This window comes from Hazenella coriacea (genome assembly GCF_004341825.1).
Lineage (GTDB): Bacteria > Bacillota > Bacilli > Thermoactinomycetales > Thermoactinomycetaceae > Hazenella > Hazenella coriacea.
The window spans coordinates 636,600-653,143 of the sequence record NZ_SMAG01000001.1; the positions used below are offsets into that span (position 1 = coordinate 636,600).

General features: G+C 38.2%; 15 protein-coding genes. 12 read left to right on the forward strand and 3 right to left on the reverse strand.

What is annotated here, in order from left to right; translation table 11 throughout:
* Nucleotides 1-31: 31 nt before the first annotated feature.
* Nucleotides 32-1,639, reverse strand: a complete 1,608-nt coding sequence (gene aceB, locus EDD58_RS03100) for a malate synthase A (protein WP_131923359.1) — start codon at nt 1,637-1,639, stop codon at nt 32-34.
* Between the two features lie 928 nt (nt 1,640-2,567).
* Between aceB and EDD58_RS03105 the strand changes: the two genes are divergently transcribed.
* From EDD58_RS03105 to EDD58_RS03115, 3 genes are all read left to right on the forward strand, one after another.
* The gene (locus EDD58_RS03105) at nt 2,568-2,876 is read left to right on the forward strand and encodes a monooxygenase (RefSeq protein ID WP_131923360.1); all 309 of its coding nucleotides are present in this window, start codon (nt 2,568-2,570) and stop codon (nt 2,874-2,876) included.
* Between the two features lie 397 nt (nt 2,877-3,273).
* Complete coding sequence (locus EDD58_RS03110; RefSeq protein WP_131923361.1) at nt 3,274-3,609, forward strand: DUF485 domain-containing protein; 336 nt, start codon at nt 3,274-3,276, stop codon at nt 3,607-3,609.
* Nucleotides 3,606-5,117 (forward strand): solute symporter family protein, encoded by a 1,512-nt coding sequence (locus EDD58_RS03115; protein ID WP_131923362.1) that lies wholly within the window; start codon nt 3,606-3,608, stop codon nt 5,115-5,117. The genes EDD58_RS03110 and EDD58_RS03115 overlap by 4 nt, the downstream gene beginning before the upstream one ends.
* A gap of 203 nt (nt 5,118-5,320) precedes the next feature.
* Here the strand turns inward: EDD58_RS03115 and EDD58_RS03120 are convergent, their stop codons facing one another.
* Both EDD58_RS03120 and EDD58_RS03125 read right to left on the reverse strand, forming a co-directional pair.
* A complete protein-coding gene (locus EDD58_RS03120) occupies nt 5,321-6,409 on the reverse strand; it encodes an AI-2E family transporter (protein WP_131923363.1) in 1,089 nt (362 codons plus the stop codon).
* 134 nt (nt 6,410-6,543) lie between these two features.
* Nucleotides 6,544-7,362 carry a YihY/virulence factor BrkB family protein gene (locus EDD58_RS03125; protein ID WP_131923364.1) on the reverse strand — a complete coding sequence of 273 codons (819 nt, stop codon included), beginning with the start codon at nt 7,360-7,362 and terminating at the stop codon, nt 6,544-6,546.
* Between the two features lie 215 nt (nt 7,363-7,577).
* Here EDD58_RS03125 and EDD58_RS03130 point away from each other — a divergent pair, with 215 nt between their 5' ends.
* The 9 genes from EDD58_RS03130 to EDD58_RS03170 all read left to right on the forward strand — a co-directional run bounded on the left by EDD58_RS03130 (nt 7,578) and on the right by EDD58_RS03170 (nt 16,542).
* Nucleotides 7,578-8,912 carry a tetratricopeptide repeat protein gene (locus tag EDD58_RS03130; RefSeq protein WP_243648644.1) on the forward strand — a complete coding sequence of 445 codons (1,335 nt, stop codon included), beginning with the start codon at nt 7,578-7,580 and terminating at the stop codon, nt 8,910-8,912.
* A 245-nt stretch (nt 8,913-9,157) separates the two neighbouring features.
* Nucleotides 9,158-9,868, forward strand: coding sequence for a 2,3,4,5-tetrahydropyridine-2,6-dicarboxylate N-acetyltransferase (gene dapD, locus EDD58_RS03135; protein WP_131923366.1), 711 nt, complete (start codon nt 9,158-9,160; stop codon nt 9,866-9,868).
* A gap of 64 nt (nt 9,869-9,932) precedes the next feature.
* The gene (locus EDD58_RS03140; protein ID WP_131923367.1) at nt 9,933-11,141 is read left to right on the forward strand and encodes an aspartate aminotransferase family protein; all 1,209 of its coding nucleotides are present in this window, start codon (nt 9,933-9,935) and stop codon (nt 11,139-11,141) included.
* Between the two features lie 12 nt (nt 11,142-11,153).
* Entirely contained in the window at nt 11,154-12,281 is a 1,128-nt protein-coding gene (locus EDD58_RS03145) for an N-acetyldiaminopimelate deacetylase (RefSeq protein WP_131923368.1), read from the forward strand.
* Between the two features lie 188 nt (nt 12,282-12,469).
* Nucleotides 12,470-13,042, forward strand: coding sequence for an RNA polymerase sigma factor (locus EDD58_RS03150; RefSeq protein ID WP_131923369.1), 573 nt, complete (start codon nt 12,470-12,472; stop codon nt 13,040-13,042).
* Nucleotides 13,008-13,304: a hypothetical protein gene (locus EDD58_RS03155; protein WP_131923370.1), complete on the forward strand. Its 297-nt coding sequence runs from the start codon at nt 13,008-13,010 to the stop codon at nt 13,302-13,304. Before EDD58_RS03150 ends, EDD58_RS03155 begins: the two co-directional genes overlap by 35 nt.
* Nucleotides 13,305-13,444: 140 nt before the next feature.
* The gene (locus tag EDD58_RS03160; RefSeq protein ID WP_131923371.1) at nt 13,445-14,134 is read left to right on the forward strand and encodes a hypothetical protein; all 690 of its coding nucleotides are present in this window, start codon (nt 13,445-13,447) and stop codon (nt 14,132-14,134) included.
* Between the two features lie 415 nt (nt 14,135-14,549).
* Nucleotides 14,550-15,563, forward strand: coding sequence for a fatty acid desaturase family protein (locus EDD58_RS03165; RefSeq protein ID WP_131923372.1), 1,014 nt, complete (start codon nt 14,550-14,552; stop codon nt 15,561-15,563).
* 124 nt (nt 15,564-15,687) lie between these two features.
* Nucleotides 15,688-16,542 (forward strand): dimethylarginine dimethylaminohydrolase family protein, encoded by an 855-nt coding sequence (locus EDD58_RS03170; RefSeq protein ID WP_243648631.1) that lies wholly within the window; start codon nt 15,688-15,690, stop codon nt 16,540-16,542.
* Nucleotides 16,543-16,544: the final 2 nt, after the last annotated feature.

The window sequence follows — 16,544 nt, forward strand, 5'->3', positions numbered from 1 at the left end:
ATACACTACCTTCCTTGATTATGCGAAAAGATTAAAGATACTGATAACCTGGGATCGTAAGGAACTCGATATATTCGTCATTTTCCGTCAAGTCAATAAACAATTGGCGAGCTTCAGGATACTTCTCTTGTTCAAATCGTTGGGAACCTAGCTTCTTTTGTAGTACATTCATTTCATCTTCTAAAACTTCGTGAAATAACTGCATCGTTACCTTTCTACCATCGTCGAGGACCCCTTTAGGATGACGAATCCATTGCCATACTTGTGCACGAGAAATTTCAGCGGTTGCTGCATCCTCCATCAGATGATTAATGGCTACAGCCCCAAATCCGCACAGCCAAGCAGCAATATACTGAATGCCTACCGAAATATTTGTTCTCAAGCCTTGTTCCGTAATCGGACCCTCAGGTACACGGAGGAGATCTTCTGCTGTCACACGGACATCCTCACGTTTTTTGTCAATCTGATTGAGTTGTGGCATGATTCGATCAAATACTTCCATCGCAACGGGAACCAAGCCTGGGTGTGCAACCCATGTACCATCATGTCCATCCCTAGCTTCTCGCTCTTTATCTGCTCGTACTTTAGCCATCGCTTCTTCATTAGCCTTAGGATCATGTTTCACTGGAATTTGAGCAGCCATCCCACCAATCGCAGGTGCATTCCGTTTATGACAAGTTTTAACCGCTAACTGAGTATAAGCTCGCATAAATGGCACCGTCATGGTAACTAAAGAACGATCTGGTAAAATAACATCAGGTTGATTTCTTAACCGTTTTAAATAACTAAAAATATAATCCCATCGTCCACAATTCAAACCGGCAGAGTGTTCTCTTAACTCAAATAAAATTTCATCCATCTCAAAAGCCGCCATAATCGTTTCGATCAGCACAGTGGCTCGAATGGACCCTTGTGGAATACTTAATTCATCTTGAGCCATAATAAAAATCTCATTCCACAGTCTCGCTTCCAGATGGCTTTCCATCTTAGGTAGATAAAAATAGGGTCCAGATCCCTGTTCCAACAGAGTTTGAACATTATGATAAAAGTAGAGTGCAAAATCAAAAATTCCTGCCGGAACTGGCTTTTGGTCCACAAGCACATGTTTCTCTTCTAAATGCCAGCCGCGCGGACGAACGATTAAAACAGCAACTTCATCATTTAGATGATATTCTTTTCCGTTGTTATCATTTTTAAAGTATATGGTTTTACGAATCGCATCTCGTAAATTTAATTGTCCGTGAATCGTGTTTTCCCATGTGGGTGAATTAGAATCCTCAAAGTCTGCCATAAAGATCTTTGCACCTGAATTAAGTGCATTGATCACCATTTTTCGATCCCCTGCAGGTCCTGTAATTTCTACCCTTCGATCATGAAGATCTTTAGGCAAGGGAGTAATCGACCATTCACGATCTCTAATTTCCTTTGTTTCAGGTAAAAAGGTTGGCAACTTCCCTTGGTCAATTTCTTTCTGCCGAAGCCCCCTGTTATACATCAGTTCTTCTCTTGTTTTTGCAAACTTCCTCGTTAGTTTTGCAACCAATTGCAGTGCTTCGGGTGTTAAAATTTCTTCCGCTTGGGCAGAAATAGATCCGAGAATTTCCACTCCTGCGGGTAACAAACGTGCATGATCTCCCACTGACGCTGTCCCCCTTTGTTAAATTCAACTTACCATTATTATATAACAGATGTTCCTTTCAGTGACTATATTAACACAGACGCTGTTATATAACAATAGGTAAAATAAAAAACCCCAACTCTCACTACTATGGTAGTTTGGGGGTCATCGCAGATTATAAATAATAATAACAAAACATTGAAGAATCCTTACATATCATTTATGAGACTTTCCATCATCAATCTCCTATAAAAGCCTAAATTTCCAAATCAATTTGTGATTCATTTACTTCTAGATCAACTTCAAAGCCTTGGATATCTAAATCCATTTCTTCTGAATGGATATCTAAGTCGAATAAGTCCTTTTGGTTCACTATGAATCCCTCCTTTCTGTAAAGCAATTAATTAATTCTTTCCCCTTTTTTATTTTTCCCTCTTTTCTTTATTATTAACTAATTTAAATATAACAACAATTAACGAAACGTTCAAAAGAAGTTTAAAATTATTTTAAGATTCATTAGAGATTTGTCCATAAAGTACTGTTGATGAGGTGATAAACCAAAACTTTAGAGCGTGGAGCTCGATTTTCACCTTCCATGAGCTTGTAGCTTGCGAAGAAGAGGAAATTTCCGCTCCATCCTTCGATTCTAGGAGATGCAAAAGGCATAGAAGAAACTCAATAAAAGATTGCCTCCTCTTCTCCTCCATCAGGGTTCCGCTAAGTTGTGGCACAATGTCATTTCAGGCGAAATTTCGATTCCTAACTTATGGGAAGTCGATACGATCAAGGAGGTAATAATCATTTTGTTAGAGACCAACACATGGTAAACATCCACTTTGGTCTTTTGCAAAACTCTTAGCTGTTATGAAATATAAAAATCGGGTAAATCCTATTAGTTGATACCCTTCTAACGATCTAAGTATCAAACTTGAAAAAGGAGTTGAATTTCATGTCAGTGAAACTATTACAAATTGACTTTCCTACAGAAGGGCCTTGGGGTGAGGAGATGAGTAAAGCTTACGCAGACTTAGCTACTCATATTTCTAAAACACCTGGACTTTTATGGAAGATCTGGACTGAAAATAAGAAAACAGGTGAAGCTGGGGGAATTTATTTATTTGAAGATGAAGCAAGTGCTAGAAGTTACCTTGCTGAACATACAGCTCGCTTAGAATCCTTTGGCATTCAAAATATCCGTTCAAAAATCTTTGATATCAACTCATCTCTGTCGGAAATTACAAAATTCAACATAAAGTAATGATGTATCTTAGTGTGAAAGAGACCTTAGTCCTAGAGATCATAACAGGCATAAGGTCTCTTTATTAAACCTATGCCTCTTAAGGAACTCTTATTAATTGATAATGACTTCTAAAACATTTTACAGAAACTTCAATAGTCCCATCTGCACTGCTTTTCTAATAGAAAATATGGCTTTGATCTACTACAGAGTAAATGACTATAGAAACATCAGAATTTTTTATAATCACGACAGAAGAAACGAAAATAAGTAGGACTTTTTGACTTTAAATTGGCTAAAAAATCACAAAAAGGTGAACCATAATTAATAGAATTGTGTTATATTTATGAATATAAAATGAATAGCTTTATAGACAAAATCATCATTGTACAATCTTTCAATCCTAGGAGGAATGTTCATGTCTGGAACCAACAAAAAAATGAACCCCACCCACCCAGACTGGGAGCAGATTGCAAACTCTCCTCAGTTTCAACTGCTCATGAAAAAGAAAAAGCGTTTTATCATCTTCTCTACTATCTTTTTTTCTCTCTATTATTTTGCTTTACCAGTCTCCGCAGGTTACACATCATTTTTAAACACTCCCATCATCGGATCCATCAATGGTATTTATCTATTTGCACTCTCCCAATTTTTCATGGCATGGATTTTGGCCATTCTGTATGTACGTCATGCCAATAAGACTGATCTACTTGTACAAGAGCTTGTGGAACAGCAAGGGAGGAAAGCCTCGTGAATAACTTACTTGCATTTAGTCTCTTTATATTAATTGTATTGGCAACATTAGTCATCACTTACTGGGCTTCCAAACGAACCCAAAACACCACTGACTTCTATGCTGCAGGTCGATCCATCAGCGGTTGGCAAAATGGAATTGCTATCGCTGGAGATTATATGTCTGCTGCTTCATTCCTTGGAATTGCGGGGCTGATCTCTTTATATGGATTTGATGGTTTTTTATACTCGGTCGGTTGGCTTGTGGCCTATCTAGTTGTATTAATTGTGGTAGCTGAACCGATACGAAATTCAGGTCGATACACATTAGCTGATATGCTTGCGTATCGAATGAAAGCAAAGCCTGTCCGCTCAGCTGCTGCTTTAAGTACCATGGCTATTTCTACTTTTTATATGATCGCTCAATTAGTAGGTGCAGGTGGAATTATCAAATTATTACTTGGAATCAATTATGAAGTTTCGATAATCATTATCGGAATTTTGATGATACTATATGTCGTTTTTGGTGGGATGCTTGCAACCACATGGGTTCAGATTGTAAAAGCAGTCCTATTAATGGCTGGAACGATCTTGCTAAGCCTCTTAGTTCTTTCTAAATTTGGATTTAGCTTAAATGGCATGTTTAATCAGATTTCAACTCAATTTGGGCAAGAATTTTTAGAGCCTGGACTTCTCTACAAAAATCCACTTGATAACATCTCTCTTGGATTAGCCTTACTTGCTGGAACAGCTGGACTTCCCCACATCTTAATTCGCTTTTATACGGTTCCCACAGCCAAAGAAGCACGGATCTCTGTTGTTTGGGCCATGTTTATCATAGGAGCCTTTTATATCATGACCACCTTCCTTGGTTTTGGAGCTGCTTTATTGGTTGGACAAAGTGATATTATTGCTGCTGATAAAGCAGGGAATATGGCTGCTCCTCTATTAGCAGAAGCGATCGGTGGCGACTTGTTCTTAGCCTTAATTTCAGCTGTCGCTTTCGCTACCATCCTAGCTGTAGTGGCTGGTCTCGTCATTTCGGCGGCAGGAGCCTTTGCACATGACTTTTACTCCAATGTACTTCGAGGTGGTAAAGCCACTGAAGCCGAACAAATGAAAGTAGCCAAATGGGCCTCTGTAGGTGTAGGAATTGCTTCAATCGTATTAGCACTACTTTCTAAGGATCAAAACGTAGCTTTCTTAGTCTCTCTCGCCTTCGCTGTAGCTGCTAGTGCAAATTTACCCGTCATTGTCTTCAGTCTATTTTGGAAGCGCTTCAATACGACTGGAGCCGTTACAGGAATCCTTACAGGTCTATTTAGTTCTCTGATATTAGTACTGATCAGTCCTAATATCATGGATCCTGAAAGCGCTATCTTCCCTTTGAAAAATCCAGCACTTCTTTCTGTCCCGATCGGATTTCTGGGAGCAATCATTGGAACTCTTCTTGCACGTGATCAAGAAGCTGAAGAGAAGTTTACAGAACTATATGTTAGATCCAATACTGGAATTGGTGCAGAGAAATAGGCAACAAATCTAAAAAACAAAGCCGATCACCACTTTCACTTGTGGTGATCGGCTCTCTGTATACAAAACTCCAATTCGTTGAAAACCATTTAATTAGATTTGAGTAGACTTCAAATAGGGGATTTGAACAACTTAATGATCATTCTAAAAGATCTAGCGAGCTATTCCCCCATGATGTCCTGCTCGATAGGTCGCTCCACTTACTATAAAGACTTTTCTCCACGTCTATTCCACTGATGCAATCGCCATAAGCGATAAATATGATAGATAACTACTTTAAGAACAGCATAAGTTGGAACAGCGAGCAATAAGCCTAGGAAGCCACCCAAACTACCTGCAACCAATAAAATCACAATAATCGTTAATGGGTGGATGTTTAGACTCTTCCCCATCACATAAGGTGAGACAAGATTCCCTTCTAATTGCTGTGCAATTACTGCAACAATCAAAACCTTTACGACCATAATGGGTGAATCAATAAAGCCAACGATCAAGGCGGGAACCATTCCGATCAGCGGACCAATAAAGGGGATGACATTGGTTAACATCGTAGCCAAGGCAAGGATCAAAGCGTAATCAATGCCAATAATCAAATAACCAATGTAGACAATGATTCCCACAAAAACACTTACTAAAATCTGTCCTTTAATATAAGAGCTAAGTGCACTATCCATCGCAGATAAAATTTTTAATCCTTCTTCTCTTTCCTTCTTCGGTAAAATTCGCAACATATATGAAGGAGCTTTCTCTCCTTCTTTCAACATGTAGTACAAAATAAAGGGAACCGTTACAAACACAACAACGATGTTAGCAATCAAGCCAAAGAAACCAGCGATATTAGCCCCTATGGAAACAAAGCTATCTTTCAGATAGTTGGTTACATTTTTAGATATCTCATTCCAATCAATATTCTGGCTGACCCACGGTTGTTGATTTAATTCAATAAATTTCTTTTGAGCCGTTTCCAAAATATGAGGGAAATTTTCAATCAATCGAGTCAATTGCTCTTTCAAAGGAGGACCTAAAAGAAAACCTAACAAAACCAAGAGCCCAATAAACAATATGTAAATAGATAAAATAGAGATTAACCTAGGTACTTGAAGTGAATATAAGTAATTAACAATCGGTCGAAACAAATAATATAGAACTCCCGATACTAAAAAAGGAAAGAAAAGGGTTTGAACAAGAATCACAATCGGTTGAAAAATAAAACTGACCTTATTGGCCAAAAAAATGATAACTAAAGCTATGATCGTTCCATATCCAATTAAAAAAGGTCGTGACTGTGGCATTTCATCACCTATTTATCTTTTTTTGAGATTGTTTCCTCTTTTATACTGATAAACATACCATATATCACCATTCATCTCATCCATTTATTTTGCGAAAATTGAGCACCGGTAGAATGCGGATTGATAATCATCACCTAACTCATACTTTTAGACCTTACTTTACTTAATGTTGCATTGATCAGAGCTCCCAAAATTAAAATCATGGCTGTCAAATAGAACCAGATCATTAGGACGATTAGCCCCCCAAGATTCCCATAGATATGAGAATATCTCGTTGGTGAAACATAGTAAGCAAAACCTAGGGAACTTAACTGCCAACCAATCGTGGCAAATAAAGAACCGGGGAGCACCTGCCTAAATTTCACTTTTATATTAGGAGAAAATTTGTATAAACTGATAAAGGCAATCAATAAAACGCCACTACTTAAAATCCAACGGATCCAGTTGAGCAGAGTAAAAGTTCCATCTGTCAGACCTAATAAAGCAAATAAATAACTCCCAATCATCTTTCCAAACACAGGGAGGACCAGCGAAATAATTAAAGCAAGCAAAATCCCCAACATCAAGAAAAAACCAAGAACCGCCTCCTTCCAAAAAGGACGATCTTCTTCCACTTCGTATGCTGTATCCATAATACGAACAATCGATTGAAACCCTGCTGATGCCAGATAAGTAGTCGCAATAATACTAAAGGACAGAATCCCTCCACGCTGTTCATCTAAGATCGTAGCCAGATTAGAGGCAAGTAGTAGGTATGTATCTTCAGGTGCATAAGGTCGTACAAACTGTAGAATATCTTTACTAGAAATGGGTAAATAACCGAGTAAGGTGACTGCTAACAGTAAAAAAGGGAATATAGACATTAGAAAGTAGTATGCTAATTGCGCAGAAAGGTCAAAAATCTGCTGTTCTTTTAGCCGGCGTATAAACTCAAAAAAAAATGGCTTGATCATTCATGAATACCTCCCGTCAATAACAAAAAAACCCTTACTATTTTTATTACCTTTTTCAAACAAATTATCAACATCTGGGACTATAGACTGGTAAATAAACATTTATTTAGACCTATTTAAGTTTAGCTTTAAAAAAATTAAAAAATATCCATTCCCAATTATTTTAAAAAGGTGTACTATAATATTATTCAGAACTCTATTTCGAGGTGATCGGTATGAAACAACTAGCCCTACACGAAATGGGCGAGGTCATTCGTAAAGTACGTAAAGAACGTGGTTTACGTTTAGAAGACCTAGCTGATGATAATATCTCTCCAGCAACAGTTAGTAACATCGAACGTGGGGTGGCCCATGTAAGCCCTGAGAAAATTACATATCTTTTGGAAAAATTGGACCTCCCCATGAATAAACTTCCTGAAATGTTGGTAAAAGAACAAGAAGAATTAAGAAAAGTAAAGTTTAAATTGCTTACCGTCTCAACTCTCAGAAAAATTGGTCAAATCAATGAGGCTCTTGAAAAATTAGAAGAACTTGAACTAGATGATAACCATCCTTACATCGCCCAAGCCTTTTATCTCAAAGGCAAATGTTACCTTGGAAAACGTAAATGGAAGCAGGGAGAACGTGCTCTCTATAATGCGTTAAGAATTTCTCAGCAAAATCCTTATAAAGAGAATAACATGGAATCTGCTAGTTATCTTTTACTTGGATTAGTCAGCTATTATCAAAACAATCTAGAGCAAGCATTAGATTACACTAATGAAGGAATCAATGCTTTCGTTGAAAACGGTGAAAATCAACATATCAAAAGCTTACTTTATCGAAACAAAGGTGTCTATCTACAACGTTTAGGTCGGATTACAGAAGGCATGCGTCTCATCCAAGAGATTTGGAGTGAGATCAAAATCATCGATGACATCACAACCCGTTTAGGATTTTATTGGTTACGCGCTGAATTTTCACGCCTTTCTGGCATGTCAGACGAAGCCATTCAAGTCGCCGAAGAAGGTATTGATATTTCTCGCCGCAACAAAGTTTATGACAGTATGTTTGATCTTTGGGTTGTGTTGGGAAGTGTCTATACTTCATTGAAAGAATGGGCAACCGCAGAAGTTTCATTTTCAATGGCCTTAAAACTAGAAGGAAAATTCCCTGATGACCAACGTCTCACCACTGCCTATTCTCGTCTTGGAATTCTTTATATGAAGCAAGGTCGAAATGAAGAGGCGTATCAATCTCTCCTTACCGCCATCCAATATGCTGAAAAATTTGATGATGCACCTCGACTAAGCTCCAGCTTGCTCATCATGGGGGATCTTTGTCAAATCATTTATAAAATTGATGAGGCTGTCTCCTACTATCAAAAAGCCCTACAGATCGCCAAAAAACACGATTATAAAGATAAAGAATTTCAAATCTGGTTCAGCCTTGCCCGTTGTTGGGAAGAAAAAGATGAAGAACAATTTGAAAATTGCATACGGAACATGTATAATGTAAAAAAAGAATATAAAAAATCTTTGGAGGTAGAATTTAGTGAAGAAACTATTTAGTTTTGTAATCGCAACGCTGGTTTTCTCTACAGTGTTCGCTGCCTCTCTAGGACAAGTTGATTCTCATCAAGTAGCATCAGATACTTACATCAATGCATCAAGTAGTGAACCAGGTGGTCTATAATTAGCAGCTAATTGCTGCTTTTTTTTTTTACCTATTTTTCGCTTCTTTTGATGAGTGATTGATTATGCTATACTCATCTTGACTTCTGAATGACCTTTGTGCAGAGAGGATGCCTGATGATATGAAGTGGATGGATGGACAACAAATTATTGAATTTATCCAAAAAAGTGAAAAGAAAACACCTATTAAGGTACATATGAAAGGACAATTAGCTGAAATTAATTTCGGCGACGAAATACAAACATTTATCAATGGTCATGTAGGAATCATTTTTGGTGATTGGAAAGTGATAGAACCCATAATAATTGAAAACCAAGATAAGATTGAGGACTTTGTCATCGAACAAGACCGCCGAAATTCCGCAATCCCCCTTTTAGATCTCAAACACATTCATGCTCGAATCGAGCCTGGAGCACTCATTCGTGATCATGTAGAAATTGGTAAAAACGCTGTAATTATGATGGGTGCAGTCATTAATATTGGGGCTGTAATCGGTGAAGGCACCATGATCGATATGAATGCGATCATTGGCGGTCGGGGAACGATCGGAAACAACTGTCATATTGGTGCAGGGGCTGTCATTGCTGGAGTGATTGAGCCTCCATCTGCAACACCTGTGATCATTGAAGACGAAGTCGTCATCGGAGCAAATGCTGTGATTTTAGAGGGAGTACGTGTTGGAAAAGGTTCCGTCGTTGCCGCTGGTGCAATTGTGACTGACGACGTTCCTGAAAACTCTGTTGTAGCTGGCACTCCCGCACGTGTCATTAAAAAGGCCGATGAGCGGACTCGTTCAAAAACAGAAGTGATTCAAGCTTTACGTGAACTCTAAGTTTCATTGGAAATATTCATTTATTGGCCCTTTGGGGCCTTCTTTTGTATGAGGAGGAGTCATTATGTCTCATTGGAATCAGTTAGATCAACAATATATCATGTCTACTGTCAAACGCTTACCCCTTGCCATTGATCGAGCAAAAGGAAATTATCTTTATGACACCCATGGAACTCGTTACTTAGATCTATTTACGGGTTTAGCTGTCAACGTTCTTGGACATTCTCATCCACGTGTCATGAAAGCCCTTGATGAGCAAGGTCATCGTTTCTTACACATTTCCAATTTATTTTTAAACCCTCCAGCTATTCAACTTGCAGAGCGCTTGGTTAAGAATTCATTGGGTCAAGGGAAAGTATACTTTTGTAATTCAGGTGCAGAGTCCACCGAAGCCGCGATCAAACTGATTTTCAAATGGACCGTTAAAGAGAATCATGGAAAAAGTGGCATTGTAGTCATCAGAAACAGTTTTCATGGTCGTACTCTTGGTGCCATGCGTTTAACTAGACAGCCCTCTGTTTATCAAGATTATCCCCAATTGGACTTCCCTGTCTATGAAGTTGATGCCTATTCAACTGATGAACTCAGACAAGTATGTGAGCTACACCAACCTGCAGCCGTTCTGGTTGAACCGATCTTAGGGGCTGGAGGAGTTGTAAGTCTTAGTAAAGAGTTTTTACATACAGTCCAAACCCTTTGCACTCAGCATCAAATGTTATTCTGTGTAGACGAAATTCAAACAGGTATGGGACGAACAGGGACGCTCTTTGCCTATCAAGGATTAGGATTACAACCAGACCTCATTCTTTTTGCCAAAGGAGTTGGTGGAGGATTGCCACTTGGAGGTATCATTTCCAATGAAAAAACAGCTCACATCTTCCAACCAGGTGATCATGGAACCACATTTGCTCCTTCACCATTAAGTGCAGCGATGGGCAATGCTGTATTAGACGCCTTACTTGATGATGGGGTCTTGGAACAAGGCAACCAAATTGCACAAGAACTATGGAAGAATCTAAATCGTTTACAAGAAACCTATCCTCAAGTCATCGATGATATGGATGGGCGTGGAATGATGATTGGTATTCGCACACATTGTACACAAGAACAAGTCGCTCATTTACAACACACACTGATGAAAAAAGGAATATTAGTCAATGTGACCGCTAAAACAGTGATTCGCCTTCTTCCTCCACTCACTCTTACTACAGATGAGATTCATTTCTTTACTCACTCTTTAGAAGAGTATATCCAAGAATATTTGTTGTCCTAAAGGAGTTTCCATATGCGATCAGCGATTAACGATTCATGTATTCAGTTACGTAGAGAGCTACACCAAATTCCGGAACCCGGATTTGCTGAGGTAAAAACTCAAAATCTATTACTCACTTATTTAAAGCGACTCCCTACCCATCGAATCGAGATTCAAACTTGGCGGACAGGTATATTAGTCAAAATACGTGGTAAATCTCCAAAGCGTCGGATCGGTTATCGTGCTGACATGGATGGCTTACCCATCGTAGAACAAACCAACTATCCCTTCCGATCTCAACATGAGGAATATATGCATGCATGTGGGCATGACCTTCATATGGCCATCGCATTTGGTGTTCTCTCTTATTTTGTTGAACATCCGATCGACGATGATCTGATTATTATTTTTGAACCTGCTGAAGAAGGTCCTGGTGGTGCCTTACCTATGTTAGCCAGTAAAGAGTTTCACGCTTGGAAACCTGATGTCATTTTTGCCTTGCATATCGCTCCTGAGTACCCAGTCGGAACCATTGCTACTCGTCCAGGAATTTTATTTGCGAATACCTCTGAACTCTTTATTGACTTACATGGAAAAGGTGGACATGCCGCTTATCCCCATCAAGCAAATGATATGGTGATTGCCGCTTCCCAATTAGCCATCCAACTACAAACCATTGTTTCGCGTAACATCGATCCACTTGATTCAGTAGTCGTTACCATCGGAAAAATGAGTGCAGGTACGAAACAAAATATTATTGCGGACCATGCTCGCCTCGAAGGGACGATTCGAACATGCTCCATGGAGTCTATGGAACAAGTAAAACAAAGAATTACCTCATGCGTTCAAGGGATCGAAACAGGTTTGAATTGTCGAGCAAATATTGATTGGGGAGCTAACTACTGTCAAGTCTTCAACGAAGAGACATGGACCCACTCTTTTATGAACTGGGTGAAAACAAATACATCTTACCAACTGATCGAATGTAAAGAAGCGATGACTGGAGAGGACTTTGGTTATTTCCTACAAGAAATTCCTGGGTTCATGTTTTGGCTCGGAGTCGAAACCCCCTATGGTCTTCACCATCCCAAAATCGAGCCCAACGAAGAAGCCATCCCCATAGCCATCGAGCTCATGACTCAATACATTCAATCCTTATGATCTTTCACCTATATAAAATACTTATTCCATTAAATTAAATCATTTAAAAAGGCGACTCTCACATCGAAGTCGCCTTTTTTGCTCAACACAACAATTCTTATCGTATCTACAACTTAAATTTTATTTCTTTTTGAACCCTTTCACCTCCACAATCGTATATGTTTATAGAACTTGATTAGGAGGCTAAAATGAACCAGCTCACTGAGCAACAATGGATCAGACGCTGGCAAGAGGGCTCTTCCGAAGCTTTTACTATACTTTATCAAAAGTATGCTCGGGATGTTTATCAATATATTTATCTACTCATGCCCAATCGAAGCCTAGCTGAAGAGATTGTCCAAGAAACCTTTATACGAGTATTAAAGAACAAAACTACTTTTGATCCAAAAAAAGCACAGTTTCGGACATGGATTCATCGAATTGCCTATCATTTATTTATTGATGAAATGAGAAAAGAGGCAAAGAGTAAAAGAGTTTCTTTACAAGAGGTTGAACACAGGTTGAAGTCCTTTCAAACTGAGGAAATGATTGAACAGAAGATGATTATCCAACAATGCTTAAATCTATTAGACGAACCCAATCGCTCAGTCTTAATATTAGCTTATTTCCAAGGTTTTAAGGGGAAAGAAATCGCACAGATTCTTCACCTCCCCCTAGGGACTGTGAAATCAAAGCTACATTATTCCATTCAGTTTTTGAAAAATTCATTCAGGGAGGGCTCTGTCCATGAACCAAAACCCAAGCCCGAAAGAGCTCGATGAGATCCAAAGTATGATTGAACAACTAAAGCAGGAGGAGCCAGAACTAAAACAACAATTAGACTTCATCCAACATCAGATTGATTGGCCTGAATCTTTCCAACCCCCTAGCTCCTCTCCATCCTGGTTCGATCAGCTTGGTGATTGGTTAACTCACTCAAACTCGCTTATTCCCAACCTTATATCCCAACTTCCACTATCCATTGGAGTAGCTGCAATAATGACTGGGATTATTTGTCCCGCACTCATCCTATGGTTCCTATAGCTCTCCACAAAAAAGATTCACTTCAGCGAGATAAAGAATAAGCCAGCTAGCATGTGGATAACCACTAATCCAAACCTAAGACGACTCACAACTTACCCTAGACCGAAATTTCCATTACCTAAATTCGAAAGGAGTACCAAATGTTAAGTATCCTAGATATTCTATATATTATTTTTATGAGTTCAAGCGGTGCTGTCATTGGAGCGATCTCAATCATTGTTCAAAGATCATTTCAGAAGAAAGTACTGAATGACCTAGGACTCGACCAGCTACCCAAAGACCCCCAAGAATGTAATCAAATGTTGATCAAACGTTGTTCCTATCTCCGATCTTGGACAAATCTTGATACACTCCATGTAGGTGTTTTGTTGTATGGTTTACTCCTCCTCCTATGTGGACTCATTGTTTCATTTATCGAGATGATCACATCGGAAATTGTCCGAGTTGATGTTGTGCCTGTCAACTATGGCTTATTGTTAACAAGTTTCATCTTAATTTTGATTAGCTCTATTTTAATCTTACAGCGCTTCTGGTTTGTGATCCGCTTACATCAATCAGATCAGGATCAACCCATACAAATTCCGAACTGGATGATAAGGAAGTCCATATCTTGGAATAAAAAATCAACAACAAAGAACTCAATGCCCATTACCACAATAACTCTTAGTATCTTAGGACCACTTGTAGGAGTAAGTAGCTTTTTTATCATGAAACAATGGGGACTCCCCTCATTCTTGGTCGTTATGGGGATATTTGTAGTCATATCCATCCTTTTACCTATCTTTGAATATCAATATAGGAAAAAGAAAAATACTAAGTCAATCAACTAGATTTGATGTAAATAAGAGGAGTAAGTAGTCCGAAAATTCCACACCACCTAGTATGTAGTTTCACACTAGGTGGTTCAACTTAAATTATACTGATATAACAATTTAAAAATTACATTTTATAAATATATAAGTCTAATTTAATAGAGAATAAATTTTGTACAATAAAGCAAATTTCGGTACTATATTTTATTGAATTTGGAATAATAAAGTATTACCATTTAAATTGAGTAACTCTTTTTACTCTTTTTATAATTTGAAAACGTTTCCATATATACTTAATGAAAAGAGTATGAAGTTGCTAGACAATTTTCATTAGAGATTGGAGGTTATGCTTTTGTCAGTTGGTTTGTTTTAAAATGAATAACCAGACATTAGATTAGAAAACTATAAACTTGATTAACTATTGGAGGTCAGAATGAATACAACTTTGCATTCAACACCTGAAGAATATCTTGCAAATACACCCATACCTAAAGATATTGAACAACGAGTTCGAAAGTTACAGACTCGAAATAATTGGTATGGTTTTTTTGCTCTTGCTATGGATTGGCTCATCATTGCTATAGCTATTTATTTAGCTCACATCATACCTACGATTTGGATGTATCTCATTAGTATCGTACTAATCGGTAGCCGAATGCGCGGTTTAGACAATATGACACATGAGGCCAGTCATGCCATGTTGTTCAAAAACAGGTTTCTGAATAGATGGATTTCCTCTTTTTTTGCCACTTTTCCTGTACTTAAGTCTTTCTCTACGTATCGAAAATCCCATTTTATGCACCACCGTCATTTATGGACTGAAAAAGACCCTGATTTTATTCGTTACAAATTAAATGGTTTAGATCAACCTGTGGAAAAAGGATGGCGATTTATACTCAAACATGTGATTCGACCACTCATCTTAATTCATGTACCTGGTTACATCAAAGGAGCGATCAGTGCCAACTTTTTCTCTCAAGATGAAACGATCAGTGAACGATGCATTCGCATAGGATATTGGCTTTTAATTATAAGTGCTTCTATTCTGTTTGGTTTTTGGAAAGAATTGATTTTGTTTTGGTTGGTTCCATTACTAACGACCTACCAAGTCATTAGCTATTGGGTTGAAATGGGGGAACATGCAGGTTTAAAAAGTCAAAATGCCCTGTTTGCTTCACGAAACTCATTTGGTGGTTTTCTTTCCCGATTTCTTTTTCATCCACACAACGATCCATATCATCTCGTTCATCACTTGTATCCAGCCGTTCCACATTACAATATCAAAAAAGCTCACTTAATTCTTATGGAGTTTGATGAGTATCGGAAAGCTCACCATTGTATGGGTTTTTTCAAGCCTTTCAGTCCCGGATTTCCATCTGTTATTGAAGATATTCAAAAGGGAAATGGATCAACAATCCATCATCATGTTGATCAATCTATTTCATAAGATGAACCTTCTATCCTTGTTAGATTTCAGCCATAGCTGAAAGATGTTTAATTGTCTTCTTTGTGTTAATATTGGCTAATCAATGACCACAATTACATACTAGGAATTCAAAGGAGGTCATCACTTGGATCATCAGAAAATCGCAGAAACACCTCGTTGCTTTTCAGAATATGGTCAACTTGAGCAAGTCGTGTTATGTACACCTCAGTATATGCGCATTGTTGACATTATCAATGAAACTCAACGATCTTATGTGGAAGAAAATATACAGGTGAACGTAGCCATCGAACAACATCAAAAATTAGTATCTACATTAGAAGAAGCCCAAGTAGAAGTCATCTTAATACCTCCAGATTCCCAATTACCCGAACAAGTATTTACACGAGATATCGCCTTTACGATTGGGGAAAATATTTTTATCGGCAACATGCAAACGACTATTCGTAATGGCGAAGAAAAAATATTTCAAAACATGTTGGATCAACGTGGAATCTCCTACCACACTCTAAAGTCTGGGACCATTGAAGGTGGAGATGTCATTATTGATGATAAAAAAGTCTGGATCGGCATTGGAAATCGAAGCAGCGAACCCGTTTTACGGGAATTACAAAATTTATTGCCTGACTATCATATAACCCCTGTCCCCTTTAATCCTAGGTATTTACATTTAGATTGTGTGTTTAACCCCATATCGGCCCATGAAGCTCTAATATTTTCACCTGCTTTTCCTCAAGAATCATTAGATTTACTTTCTGACAGTTACGACTTGATTGAAGTGACAGAGAAAGAACAATTCCAACTTTGTGTGAATCTGATCGCCCTTGGGGAGAAAAAAGTTGTCACTCAACCCCTATACCATGAATTAAATCGTGAATTAGAACAAAGAGGCTTCCACTTAGTCCATGTTGATATTTCAGAAATTATAAAATCAGGTGGAGGGTTTCGCTGTATTACTATGCCTCTTGTTCGTAGAAGATAAAT